The organism is Streptosporangium sp. NPDC049248, from assembly GCF_040678965.1.
In the GTDB taxonomy this organism is placed as follows: Bacteria; Actinomycetota; Actinomycetes; order Streptosporangiales; family Streptosporangiaceae; genus Streptosporangium; species Streptosporangium fukuiense.
In genome coordinates, this window is record NZ_JBFAQY010000013.1 from 96,138 (window position 1) to 107,886 (window position 11,749).

At 70.7% G+C, this 11,749-nt stretch carries 11 protein-coding genes; 4 read left to right on the plus strand and 7 right to left on the minus strand.

All coding sequences use genetic code 11. The features are described 5' to 3' along the window. The first annotated feature begins 142 nt into the window (after positions 1-142). From hemG to AB0K21_RS23805, 3 genes are all read left to right on the plus strand, one after another. Positions 143-1,585 carry a protoporphyrinogen oxidase gene (gene hemG / locus AB0K21_RS23795; protein ID WP_364153218.1) on the plus strand — a complete coding sequence of 481 codons (1,443 nt, stop codon included), beginning with the start codon at positions 143-145 and terminating at the stop codon, positions 1,583-1,585. 62 nt (positions 1,586-1,647) lie between these two features. Beyond that, positions 1,648-2,289 (plus strand): hydrogen peroxide-dependent heme synthase, encoded by a 642-nt coding sequence (gene hemQ / locus AB0K21_RS23800; protein ID WP_245651655.1) that lies wholly within the window; start codon positions 1,648-1,650, stop codon positions 2,287-2,289. A gap of 265 nt (positions 2,290-2,554) precedes the next feature. Beyond that, on the plus strand, positions 2,555-3,115 hold the full coding sequence (locus AB0K21_RS23805) for a hypothetical protein (RefSeq protein WP_364153221.1): 561 nt from the start codon (positions 2,555-2,557) through the stop codon (positions 3,113-3,115). Here AB0K21_RS23805 and AB0K21_RS23810 read toward each other — a convergent pair. From AB0K21_RS23810 to AB0K21_RS23835, 6 genes are all read right to left on the minus strand, one after another. Beyond that, positions 3,094-3,231, minus strand: a complete 138-nt coding sequence (locus tag AB0K21_RS23810; RefSeq protein ID WP_343967500.1) for a hypothetical protein — start codon at positions 3,229-3,231, stop codon at positions 3,094-3,096. The genes AB0K21_RS23805 and AB0K21_RS23810 overlap by 22 nt on opposite strands. 148 nt (positions 3,232-3,379) lie before the next feature. Then, positions 3,380-3,781 (minus strand): peptide-methionine (R)-S-oxide reductase MsrB, encoded by a 402-nt coding sequence (msrB, locus tag AB0K21_RS23815; RefSeq protein ID WP_343967498.1) that lies wholly within the window; start codon positions 3,779-3,781, stop codon positions 3,380-3,382. A 344-nt stretch (positions 3,782-4,125) separates the two neighbouring features. Next, complete coding sequence (locus tag AB0K21_RS23820) at positions 4,126-6,273, minus strand: acyl-CoA dehydrogenase (protein ID WP_364153226.1); 2,148 nt, start codon at positions 6,271-6,273, stop codon at positions 4,126-4,128. A 53-nt stretch (positions 6,274-6,326) separates the two neighbouring features. Next, a complete protein-coding gene (locus AB0K21_RS23825; protein ID WP_364153229.1) occupies positions 6,327-7,766 on the minus strand; it encodes an aldehyde dehydrogenase family protein in 1,440 nt (479 codons plus the stop codon). 83 nt (positions 7,767-7,849) lie between these two features. Continuing rightward, complete coding sequence (locus AB0K21_RS23830) at positions 7,850-8,215, minus strand: hypothetical protein (RefSeq protein ID WP_343967492.1); 366 nt, start codon at positions 8,213-8,215, stop codon at positions 7,850-7,852. A 66-nt stretch (positions 8,216-8,281) separates the two neighbouring features. Further along, positions 8,282-9,019: a pyrimidine reductase family protein gene (locus AB0K21_RS23835; RefSeq protein WP_343967489.1), complete on the minus strand. Its 738-nt coding sequence runs from the start codon at positions 9,017-9,019 to the stop codon at positions 8,282-8,284. Between the two features lie 126 nt (positions 9,020-9,145). Here AB0K21_RS23835 and AB0K21_RS23840 point away from each other — a divergent pair, with 126 nt between their 5' ends. After that, positions 9,146-9,550 (plus strand): hypothetical protein, encoded by a 405-nt coding sequence (locus AB0K21_RS23840; RefSeq protein ID WP_364153234.1) that lies wholly within the window; start codon positions 9,146-9,148, stop codon positions 9,548-9,550. A 19-nt stretch (positions 9,551-9,569) separates the two neighbouring features. On the opposite strand, the gene glgX is transcribed toward AB0K21_RS23840, so the two are convergent. Further along, positions 9,570-11,690 (minus strand): glycogen debranching protein GlgX, encoded by a 2,121-nt coding sequence (gene glgX, locus AB0K21_RS23845; protein ID WP_364153237.1) that lies wholly within the window; start codon positions 11,688-11,690, stop codon positions 9,570-9,572. Between the last annotated feature and the right edge of the window lie 59 nt (positions 11,691-11,749).

The following is an 11,749-nucleotide window of genomic DNA, read 5'->3' on the forward strand; positions in this document are numbered from 1 at the left end:
TCATGACGGCGGGTGCGGTGGCGGAGTTCGGTGAGCGGCAGTCACGATGGCGTCACGTTCTGCGCGCCGTCGGGTCACGGGGAGGGCGGGGCGTCGAGGTGGGCGACGGGACCGGGGAGGCGGACCGGTACGGTCAGGAGTCATGGAAGGCAACCGGAGACATGTGGTGGTCGTCGGCGGTGGGATCGCCGGCCTGGCCGCCGCGTGGCACCTGCGTCAGGGCGGCGAGAACCTGCGGGTGACCGTCCTCGAAGGCGCCTCGCGGGTCGGGGGCAAGCTGCACGCCACCGAGGTGGCGGGCGTCGCGGTGGACGTGGGGGCCGAGGCGATGCTCGCCCGGCGGCCCGAGGGCAAGGAACTGGCCAGGATGGTCGGGCTGGGCGAGGAGTTGCGGCTTCCCGGCACCACCCAGGCGGCCATCCTGACCCGGGGCGCGCTGCGGCCCATGCCCAAGGGGCAGGTCATGGGCGTGCCGTCCGACCTGCTCGCGCTGGCGAGGTCGGGCATCCTCTCCCCCGGAGGGCTGGCCAGGGCGGCGCTGGACCGGATCCTTCCGGCGACGCGGGTCAGCACCGACGTGTCGGTGGCGGCCTACATCCGGGCCAGGATGGGCGACGAGGTGGTCGACCGGCTCGTCGAGCCGCTGCTCGGCGGTGTCTACGCGGGCAGGACCGAGCGGCTCTCGCTGGACGCGACCATGCCGAGGGTCGCCATCGCGGCCAGGACCGAGCGGTCGCTGCTCGCCGCCGCCGGGGAGATCGCCGCGGACGCCCCGAAGGACGCGGGGCCGGTCTTCACCACTCTGAGCCGGGGGATGGGCAGCCTTCCCGAGGCCGTCGCCGCCGCCTCCGGGGCCGAGATCAGGACCGGCGTCATGGTCAGGGAGCTGCGGCGGACCGAGGGCGGCTGGAAGCTGGTGGCCGGACCCGCCAGGGAGCCGGAGACGATCGAGGCCGACGCGGTGATCATCGCCGTTCCCGCCCCGGCGGCGAGCCGGCTGCTCGCGGAGGAGGTGCCCCGGGCGGCCGCGGAGCTGGCCAGGATCGAGTACGCCAGCATGGCCGTCGTCACCCTCGCCTATCCGCGGGAGGCGTTTCCCCGGCCGCCGTCCGGCAGCGGCTACCTGGTTCCGGCCGTCGACGGGCGTCCGATCAAGGCCGCCACGTTCAGCTCGGTCAAGTGGCCGCACCTGGCGGAGACGGACCCCAACCTGGTCCTGCTGCGCTGCTCGATCGGCAGGCTCGGCGAGGAGGCGGTGCTTCAGCGCGACGACGCGGAGCTGGTCGCGCTGGCGATGGCCGAGATGGTCGAGGTCATGGGCGTGCGCGCGCTGCCTCGCGACTCGCGGGTGACCCGCTGGGGCGGTGGCCTGCCACAGTACGAGGTGGGTCACCTCGACCGGGTGGCGCGCATCCGGGCGGCCGCCGCCGTTTCGCCGGGGCTGGCGCTGTGCGGCGCAGCCTACGACGGCCTTGGCATCCCCGCCTGCGTCTCCACGGCCCGCACTGCGGCAGCCCGGATTATCGACCACCTGGACCCCACGGGAGAATGGCAGGACAGAACCGATTCGCTGACGAAGGGGTGAGGACGACGGACGGGAACCCGCGGCCCAAGGCACGAGACCTGAACCAGGTGATCCGCTACACGATGTGGTCGGTCTTCAAACTGAGCGAGCGCTGCCCGGGGCACCGTGAGGGCATGGCCGACGAGGTCGAGGAGCTCCTGGCCCAGATGGAACGCAAGGACGTGGTCACCCGCGGCCTGTACGACGTGGCGGGTTTCCGCGCCGACGCCGACTTCATGTTCTGGTGGCACGCTCCGACCTCTGAGGACCTGCAGGAGACCTACTCCCGCTTCCGCCGTACCGGCCTGGGGCGGCTGTCCGAGCCGGTCTGGTCGGCCATGGCGCTGCACCGTCCGGCCGAGTTCAACAAGTCGCACATCCCGGCCTTCCTGGCCGAGGAGGAGCCCCGCGCGTACGTGAGCGTCTATCCGTTCGTGCGCTCCCTGGAGTGGTACCTGCTGGACGACGCGGACCGCCGCCGGATGCTCGCCGAGCACGGCAGGATGGCTCGCGACTATCCGGACGTGCGCGCCAACACGGTGGCCTGTTTCTCGCTGAACGACTACGAGTGGATGCTGGCGTTCGAGGCCGACGAACTGCACCGCATCGTCGACCTGATGCGCACCCTGCGCGGCGCGGAGGCGCGGCGGCACACCCGGGTGGAGATCCCCTTCTACACCGGTGTCCGCAAGCCGCCCAGCGAGCTGATCGCCGCGCTGCCGTAGCCTCCGAGGACCCGTCGCCGCGGAGTCCGGTCTCCGGCGGCGGGACCCCTGTTCCGTGAGATGAGGGATGTGGCCGCTGTGACGGCCCGCCGAAAATAATCCCGCGCAGGGTCTCTTTGCCATCCCTTGCCTTTGTCATACTCGTGGGAGATCACCGGTCTATGTGAGGCCGAGGGTGAAAAGGGGTGAAGGTCTGGCACGGTCCAGGCGGCGTACTCGGGGACGCCGGAGAAAGAAGTCCCGCTCGTGGCTTCCTGAGATCTCTGTGGGCGCCGCCGCGCTGGTGGTGGCGTTCGCGGTGAGCGGGGTGTGGTCTTCCGGGGAGACGGCTCCGGGGAGCGGGGTGGCTCAGGCGCCGGTCTCCAGCGGCCCGCCCGTCGCGGTGCCGCAGGGGGACCCCGTGGCGGGCGCGGTGGTGGCCGCCGAGCTGGACGGGAAGGGCAAGGAGGACGCGAAGTCCTCCAAGGCGGAAAAGAAGCGTCAGAAGGCCGGTGAGGCCGAGGCGTCGGGGCCTTCCAAGCACACCGACAAGAAGGCGTTGGCCTACTTCGAGATCCGCAAGGTGACCAAGCGGGTCAGGGATATCCGGATGGTCGGTGGCTATCTACGGATATATACAGACCTGCCGGAATCGGCGGACAACTCGAAGCAGGCGATCAAGCTGTGCGAGGCGGGTGTCGACTATCTCGTCGGAGAGCTCGGCATGCCCAGCCCCGTGGTCTTCGTCCAGGCCGAGTTCGGCGAGAACGGCAACCCGGTTCTGGCCAACGTGCTGGGCCCTGACGACCCCGACTGCCGCGTCACCTACCCCAAGCCGAAGCGGTAGTCCGCACGGTGCTCGGGCCGGGTCACCCGGACCCTGGTCCTGCCGCAGATCGAACAGCGCTGGGTGATCACCCGGCCGATGGTCTCAACGATCTCCCACTTGTGGCGGAGATGCACGGGGGCTCCTTGGGCAGACACGCTACGGAGATAGGTGAATACACTGCGTGAGGTCGCTCTGCCCCTTCCCGCGCCTCGCTAACCTCCGGGATGGACCGATGTGGCTGTCCCCGCGCGTCGCGGACCGGCCGGATCGCGACGCGCAGGTCTATTCGGCGGGCTCCAGCCTCAGCGAGACGGAGTTGATGCAGTAGCGGTCGTCGGTGGGCGTGCCGTAGCCCTCGCCGTGGAACACGTGGCCGAGATGCGAGTCGCAGGTCGCACACCGGACCTCGACGCGGACCATGCCCATCGAGCGGTCCTCGATCAGCGTCACCGCGTCGGACTTCGACGGCTCGTAGAAGCTCGGCCAGCCGCAGTGGCTGTCGAACTTGGTGTCGGACCGGAACAGCTCGGTGCCGCAGGCCCGGCAGCTGTAGACGCCCACGGTCTTGGTGTCGACGTACTCCCCGGTGAAGGGCCGCTCGGTCCCGGCCTGGCGAAGCACGCGGAACTCCTCGGGAGAGAGCTGGACGCGCCATTCGGCGTCGCTCTTTACCACCTTGTCCATCACATCAGCCTATGCGGTCGCCGTGGTGTGTGGCGGGGCAAGGCCCGGGACGGTCCCGTTCGGAAAAATCTTGACGGGCGAAGCATCCTTTGATGACCGTTTTGGCGTCTTTAAAAGAGTGGAGGGTGATTCACCTTCCCGTTGAGGGGTGAGATCACCTGCCCGGTCGCCCACGTTCCGCGGGCCGGCCGGAATGCCGCCGTCCGGGTGGCGCGCCAGCGCCTGGGCCCGGTGGGCATGAGGCAGGTGGTCACAAGGTCCGCCCCGTCGAGTGCCCGGTCCCGCCGCCGTGGCGGCTCCGGGGCGGACCTGCCCTCGGCTTCCGGTGAACGGCGGCCCCGGACTCAGGGGTCACGGGGGAGGCCGAGCGCGCGCTCGGCGATGATGTTGAGCTGGACCTCCGTGGTGCCGCCACCGATGGTGAAGGCGCGGGTGGCGAGGATCATGCGGTTCCAGTACGGCGAGTCCGGCGCGATGGACCAGCAGAACTCCGACACGGCCTGGGAGTGGCGCATCCCCAGCAGCTTGCGGACGCTGGAGGCGGTACCGGAGTCGCTCCCGGCCAGCTGGGAGAGCGTCACGCGCAGGCCCAGGGCGGAGATGGCCTGCCCCGACGCCCACAGGCGGCCCGCCTCCTCCAGGGCGGAGGGGCGGAGTGCCCCGGGCCCGCCCAGGGTGTCGATCAGGGCGACCATGTCGGTGTGCCGGGAGCCGGGCCCCCAGGAGTCACCCAGGGCGACGCGCTCGTGGGAAAGGGTGTCGCGGGCGACCCGCCAGCCCGCGTGGACCTGGCCGACGACCAGGTCGTCGGGGACGAAGACGTCGTCCAGGAAGACCTCGTTGAAGATCTCGTCGCCGTTGATCTCCTTCAGCGGGCGGACGGTGACGCCGGGGGAGGACATGTCGACCAGGAAGTAGGTGATGCCCTCGTGCTTGGGGGCGTCCGGGTCGGTTCTGGCCAGGCAGATCCCCCACTGCGCCCACTGCGCGAGGGAGGTCCAGATCTTCTGGCCGTTCAGCGACCAGCCGCCCTCCACCCGCACGGCCCTGGTGGACAGCGAGGCGAGGTCGGAGCCCGCACCGGGTTCGCTGAAGAGCTGGCACCAGGTGATCTCGCGGGTGAACGTGCCGGGCAGGAAGCGTTCCTGCTGTTCAGGGGTGCCGTGGCGGACGATGGAGGGGACCGCCCAGGCGGCGATGCCGAGATTGGGGCGCTTGACATCCCTGAACTCCTGGTGGATGACCACCTGCTCCAGCGGGGAGGCTCCGCGCCCCCACGGCCTGGGCAGGTACGGCATGATCCACCCCTCGGAGGCGATGCGACCGTGCCTGACCTCCCGCTCCTCGGCGGCCAGTGACGCGGCCTCCGCCCTGATCCGGTGCCGCAGTTCCTCGGCCTCCTCGGGCAGGTCCGGTTCCATCGGCCGCCGCGCTCCGGCCACCGCCATCCTGGCCACCCGCTCGGCCCACTCCCCGGCGTCGCCGCTCAGCGCCCGCAGGCAGAGCGCGCGGCGGTAGTAGAGGTGGGCGTCGTGCTCGAAGGTGTAACCGATGCCGCCCAGCACCTGGATCGTGTCCGCCGCGCACCGCACGGCGGCGTCCGCGGCGAGCACCCCGGCCACCCCCGCCGCCAGCGCGACCTCGCCCTCCGGATCGACACCGGCCCCCAGAGCGGCCCCGTCGAGGGCACGCGCGGCGTCCCAGACGGCGGCGCGGGCCTGTTCGAGGGCGACGAGCATGGCCGCGCACCTGTGCTTCACCCCCTGGAACTGGCCGATCGGGCGTCCGAACTGCTCCCGTACCCGGGCGTACTCGGCGGCGGTGGACACCGCCCACGCCGCCACGCCGCAGGCCTCCGCCCCGAGCAGGACGGCGGCCAGGTCCGAGACGAGGCGGGAGGTCACACCGCCCAGCACACGCTCCTGGGGTACGGCCGTCACCATCACCGTCACCGCCGCCAGCGGCCGCGTCAGGTCGATGCCGTCGGCCGCCTTGGCCGAGCAGTCGCCGGGGTCGAGCGCGGCCCACCGGCCGTCGGGAAGCGGGACCACGAACACCCCGGCATCCGCGGAGCCGAGCACGGTCACGGCGGCCGGTCCGGTCGCGTCCGCCGCGCTCGCCGTGGCCGTACGGGCACCGCCGGGCAGGGCGATCGCGGCGGTCAGCGTGCCGTCCGCCAGTGCGCGCAGCAGGTCGTGGTGGGGGGACGGCGCGGGGGCGGCGCGGGCGATGACGGCCGAGGCCAGGACCGTGGGCAGGTGGGAGCCCGGCGTGCAGTGCTCGCCGAGCGCCTCCAGGGCGACCACCAGCTCCCGCAGGCCGCCGCCCTGCCCTCCGCACGTCTCGGGCAGATGAAGCCCGAGCAGGCCCTGCGCGGCCAGCGCGGCGCGGAACGGCTCGTGGTCCATGCCGCGCGCCGTGATGTTCCGTCCGGCGAAGCCGTGCACGGAGACGGCCAGCGCCAGGTGCTCCTCGGTGATCGCGATTCCCATGCCCCAGACTCTAGAACCATATTCGGTTTCTGGTAAAGGGCGGGGCTCGCCCGTCAGATGTGGATGATCGCGGCCTTCTCCCTGGTGTACTCCAGTACGGCGTCGTGCCCGTACCCGGAGTCCTTGACGCCGCCGAAGGGCAGTCCCGGGGGCATCTGGCGGAAGGTGTTGACCCAGACGGTGCCGCTCTGCAGGTCGCGGACGAACCTGTGGGCGCGGCCGAGGTCGCGGGTCCACACGCCGGCGGCGAGTCCGTAGGGGGAGTCGTTGGAGATCGTCAGAGCCTCCTCTTCGGTGTCGAAGGGGATGGCCACGGCCACCGGGCCGAAGATCTCTTCCTGGCAGACGCGCAGCGCGTTGTCGGAGGTGGTGAAGAGGGTGGGGGCCACCCAGTAGCCACCGGGCATGGACGGGACCACGTCGGCCCCCGTCTGGCCGCCGAACACCAGCTCGGCGCCCTCCTTCTCGGCGATCTCCAGGTAGGAGGCGACCCGCTCGTACTGCCCGGCCGAGACGATCGGGCCCATCGTGGTGGCCATGTCGAGCGGGTCGCCCAGCCGGACGTGCGAGGCGATCGCGGTGATCCGCCCGATCATCTCGTCCCAGACCGGCCGGTGGATCAGGATGCGGGACCCGGCCACGCAGACCTGTCCGGCGTTGCCGGTGTAGACCGAGTTGACGGTCACCCCCTGGGCGGCGGCGTCCAGGTCGGCGTCGGAGAACACGATGTTCGGTGACTTGCCGCCCAGCTCGAAGGTCAGCGGCTTGAGGTGGTCGGCCGAGGCCCGGGTGATCGCCTGCCCGGTCTGGGTGGAGCCGGTGAGGCTGATCTTGTTGACCCCGCGGTGCCTGACCAGCGGGTCGCCGACGTCCTCGCCGAGGCCGCTGACGATGTTGAGCACGCCGGGCGGGAGCACCTCGGCCAGCAGCTCGCCCAGGCGCAGCACCGAGGCGCAGGCCTGCTCGGCGGGCTTGACGATCACGGTGTTCCCCGCGGCCAGCGCGTAGGCCGCCTTGGCGGAGAACGTCGAGACGGGGGAGTTCCACGGGATGACGCAGAGCGCCACCCCGTACGGCTCGCGCCGGGTGAGACCCAGGCTGTCCGGGCCGAGGATCACCGTCTCGCCCTTGACCGCGTCGAGCACCTGCCCGGCGGCGATCTGCCACAGGTGGGTCATGCCGGGCAGGTCCTTCTTCAGGGTGTCCCGCAGGATGCGCCCGTTGTCCGTGGTCTCGATCCTGGCCAGTTCCTCGGCGTGCCGGGCGAAGACCTCCGACACCCCGCGCAGGAAGTGCGCCCGGCCGAGTGCGGGCATGGCGGACCAGGAGGGGAAGGCCGCGCGCGCCGCCGCGACGGCGGCCTCCGCGTCGGCCCTGCCGCTCGCCGGGACGCGGGCCCAGACCTCGCCGGTGGCGGGGTTGACGGAGTCCAGCGTGCGGCCGTCGGCCGCGGCCACCAGGCGGCCGCCGATCAGATTGCGGTACTCGTCCACTCGTCACTCCCGCGTCAGCCGTACCGGAAACTTGCCCAAGCGTACGCTTGCTTGACATGGAAGTGGAAGCGGGAGGCGGACGGTCAGCCCTGGCGCCGCCGTGCGAGGGCGAAAGACATGTTCACGCTGATGATGCCGACCCACACGAGCACCAGGATGAACGCGAGGATCGAGTCGCCCAGGCCGGAGAAGGCCAGCCCGATCGTCGCGGGTATCCCGGTCGCCAGGGAGACGATCGCCAATGCCAGCCGCTGCCCGGCGTCCACGGAGGGACGGACCGCGGGGCTCTCCTTGCGGGCGGCGAGCCGGTCGTCCACCCGCTTGTCGATCTCCCGGTCCATCTTCTCCAGGAAACCCTCGACGAGGGAGTCTTCGTATTCCGGTCCGAGGTCCCGGCGGGCCTCGAGTGAGGCGCGCAATTCGTCACCGGAGGAGGATGATCGTTCCATGGTCGAGATATATCGTTTCTCTAGCGGTATGTCCACACGAATCATGGAACGCCGGGACCTCCGGCGCTAGAGGGCTCCGGCCTTCTCGTCTCGCCGGACATACCGGGTGAAGAGAAACCCCTCGTCCTCCAGCACGTGGGCCAGGCGCAGGTGGGTGAGGGAGGGAGGGCCGTCGAGGGCACGGGCGGCGTCCCCGCCGATCAGCAGCGGGCTCACCGTGAGACAGAGCTCGTCGACCAGGTCCGCGGCGGCCAGCTGGGCGTTGGTCTTCGGGCCGCCCTCGCAGAGCACCCGGCTCAGGCCGCGCTCGCGGAGCGCCTCCAGCGCCAGCACCGGATCCACCCGCTCGCCCCCGGCCACGATCACCTCGGCGCGCCCGGCGGCCTCCTCGCGGCGCTCCTTGGGGGCGGCCTCGCAGGTGATGACGATGGTCCGGGCGTACGGTTCCGCCTCGGTGAACAGGGGGCCCGACAGGTCGAGGTCGAGCCCGCGAGTGATCACCGCCACCGGCGGGGCGGCCGGGCGGCCCTCGCGCAGCCCCTGCCACGACGGCCTGGGCCGTGCCGGGCCGTACCCTTCGGCCCGCACGGTCGCCGCACCGGCCAGGACGACGTCGGCCAGCCCGCGCAACGTCCAGAAGACCTGGCGGTCGCCCCTGCCGGACAGCCCGCCCGACAGCCCCTGCAGCCAGGTGCCGCCGTCGGCGCTGGCGACCATGTTGACCCGCAGGCAGGGACCGGCCGGGTAGGCATAGGCGCGGACGAGGTCGACCTCGGCCGAGGTCTCGGGGTGAATGAGGCGCATTCTCCTACCTTCGCATGGAAACGACCTGTGAGTTCTCCCGGAGCGTTCGATACTGGATCCGAGGGCTGGGGTGACTCGGGACGGCTCCCGGTACATGATTCGTTCCGGGAGACACGGGAGGGCTGTGTGGGGCTGGTCACGATCGTGACATGGTTGATCACCGCGATGGTCGGGATCTACCTGCTGTACCTGTGGCTCTCCGGGGGAGGGCTCCGCCAGCAGGCGACCAAGGTCACCCGCTTTCCCGCGCTGCTCATCTTCGCCCATCCGGCCCTGGCGGTGTCCGCCCTGGCCAGCTGGATCGTTTACGTACGCACCCTGGAGCCGACCTTCGCCTGGCTGTCGTTCGGAGTCCTCGCGCTCTCCGCGCTGCTGGGCTTCACCATGTTCACCCGCTGGCTGGGCGGCGGACGCCACGCCCGCGGCGCCGAGCAGCGCTTCCCCATGGTGGCGGTCGTGCTGCACGGCGCCGCCGGTGTGGCGACGTTCGTGCTCGTCCTGCTCACCGCCGCGATCGCGTCAGGGGCCTGAAGGCCGCGAGCGGCCGGTCCTACGCCCGCTCGCAGTGCAGGATCTGCACCGAGCGGGCGGTCACCTCCACCACGCTCTCGGCCGGCCAGGACTCCTGCGAAGGCGAGAGGAGCTCCGTCCCCTCCTCGGCGGTGTCCAGCACCCGCCGCCACCGCTTGCCGTACTTCGCCCCGGGGAGGGTGAAGATCATCTCCTCGTGGTGGGCGTTGATCAGGAGCAGGAACGAGTCGTCCGTGATCCGCTCGCCGCGGGTGCCCGGCTCGGTGATGGCGTCGCCGTTCAGGAAGACGGCCAGTGACTTGGCGTAGCCGGTGTGCCAGTCGCTCGCCGACATCTCCTCTCCCGCCGGGGTGAGCCAGACGATGTCGCGGGTGCCGTCGTCGGCCTTGTGGCCGTGGAAGAAACGGCGCCGCTGGAACACGGGATGCTCGCGCCGCAGCCTGGAGAGGCTCCTGACGAAGTCGAGGAGGCCCGCCTCCTCGGAGGCCAGTGACCAGTCGACCCAGGAGATCTCGTTGTCCTGGCAGTAGGCGTTGTTGTTGCCGCCCTGGGTCCGGCCGAACTCGTCACCGGCCAGCAGCATCGGCACGCCCTGGGAGATGAACAGGGTGACCAGGAAGTTGCGGCGCTGGCGCCTGCGCAGGCCCACGATCTCCGGGTCCTCCGCGGGGCCCTCGACCCCGCAGTTCCACGACCGGTTGTCGTCGGTGCCGTCGCGGTTGTTCTCCTTGTTGGCCTCGTTGTGCTTGTGGTCGTAGGAGACCAGATCGGTCAGGGTGAACCCGTCGTGGCAGGTGACGAAGTTGATGGAGGCCACGGGGCGGCGTCCCGAGGTGGCGTAGAGGTCGGCGGAGCCGGTCAGCCGGGAGGCGAACTCGGGCAGCGCGGACCCGCTGCCGCGCCAGAAGTCGCGGACGCTGTCGCGGTACTTGCCGTTCCACTCCATCCAGAGCGGCGGGAAGTTGCCGACCTGGTAGCCGCCGGGCCCCACGTCCCACGGTTCGGCGATCAGTTTCACCTGGGAGATCACCGGGTCCTGCTGGATCAGGTCGAAGAAGGCGCTCAGCCGGTCGACGTCGTGCAGCTCGCGGGCGAGGGCGGAGGCCAGGTCGAACCTGAAGCCGTCCACGTGCATCTCCAGGACCCAGTAGCGCAGCGAGTCCATGATCAGCTGGAGGGCGTGCGGCGAGCGGACGTTGAGGGAGTTCCCGCAGCCGGTGTAGTCGAGGTAGTAGCGCCGGTCGCCGTCGTGCAGGCGGTAGTACGCCCTGTTGTCGATGCCGCGGAAGCTCAGCGTGGGCCCCATGTGGTCACCCTCGGCGGTGTGGTTGTAGACCACGTCGAGGATGACCTCGATCCCCGCCTCGTGCAGCGCCCGTACCATCGCCTTGAACTCCTGCACCTGCTCGCCGCGCTGGCCCGAGGCGGAGTAGGCGGCGTGCGGGGCCAGGTAGGCGATCGTGTTGTAACCCCAGTAGTTGGTCAGGCCCCTGGCGACCATCGCGTGCTCGGGCACGTACTGGTGCACCGGCATCAGCTCCACCGCGGTGACGCCCAGGCCCAGCAGGTGGTCGATGACCGCGGGGTGGCCCAGTCCCGCGTAGGTGCCGCGCTTTTCTGCGGGCACCGCGGGGTGGCGCATGGTGAGCCCGCGGACATGCGCCTCGTAGATCACGGTCTGGTGGTACGGGGTCCGGGGCGGCCTGTCGTTTCCCCACTCGAAGAACGGGTTGACCACCACGTTCTTCGGCATGAAGGGGGCGGTGTCGGTGTCGTTGCGGCTGCCGGGGTCGGTGAATCGGTAGGAGAAGAGCGCCTCGTTCCATCTCAGGTCGCCCTCGACGGCCTTGGCGTAGGGATCGAGGAGCAGCTTGGAGGGGTTGCACCGGTCCCCCTGGGAGGGGTTGTAGGGACCGTGGACGCGGTAGCCGTACCGCTGTCCCGGCATGATCCCCGGGAGGTAGCCGTGCCAGACGAACCCGTCGACCTCGGTCAGCTCGACGCGCTCCTCGTGCCCGTCGTCTTCGAAAAGACAGAGCTCGACTCGTTCGGCGGCTTCGGAGAACAGGGAGAAGTTGGCGCCCACACCATCCCAGGTGCCGCCAAGCGGATAGGACTCTCCTGGCCAGACTTCGCGCATGTGACCCTATTCTCCTCTGGTCGGGCCCCCTTGTGCAGGGTGTTCTCGCCCTTGTCACC

Excerpts from the sequence above, each read along its gene's own strand:
- hemG (WP_364153218.1), top strand. The coding sequence starts at position 143 with ATGGAAGGCAACCGGAGACATGTGGTGGTCGTCGGCGGTGGGATCGCC.
- hemQ (WP_245651655.1), top strand. The coding sequence starts at position 1,648 with ATGTGGTCGGTCTTCAAACTGAGCGAGCGCTGCCCGGGGCACCGTGAG.
- msrB (WP_343967498.1), bottom strand. The coding sequence starts at position 3,781 with ATGGACAAGGTGGTAAAGAGCGACGCCGAATGGCGCGTCCAGCTCTCT.
- AB0K21_RS23820 (WP_364153226.1), bottom strand. The coding sequence starts at position 6,273 with ATGGGAATCGCGATCACCGAGGAGCACCTGGCGCTGGCCGTCTCCGTG.
- AB0K21_RS23830 (WP_343967492.1), bottom strand. The coding sequence starts at position 8,215 with ATGGAACGATCATCCTCCTCCGGTGACGAATTGCGCGCCTCACTCGAG.
- AB0K21_RS23835 (WP_343967489.1), bottom strand. The coding sequence starts at position 9,019 with ATGCGCCTCATTCACCCCGAGACCTCGGCCGAGGTCGACCTCGTCCGC.
- glgX (WP_364153237.1), bottom strand. The coding sequence starts at position 11,690 with ATGCGCGAAGTCTGGCCAGGAGAGTCCTATCCGCTTGGCGGCACCTGG.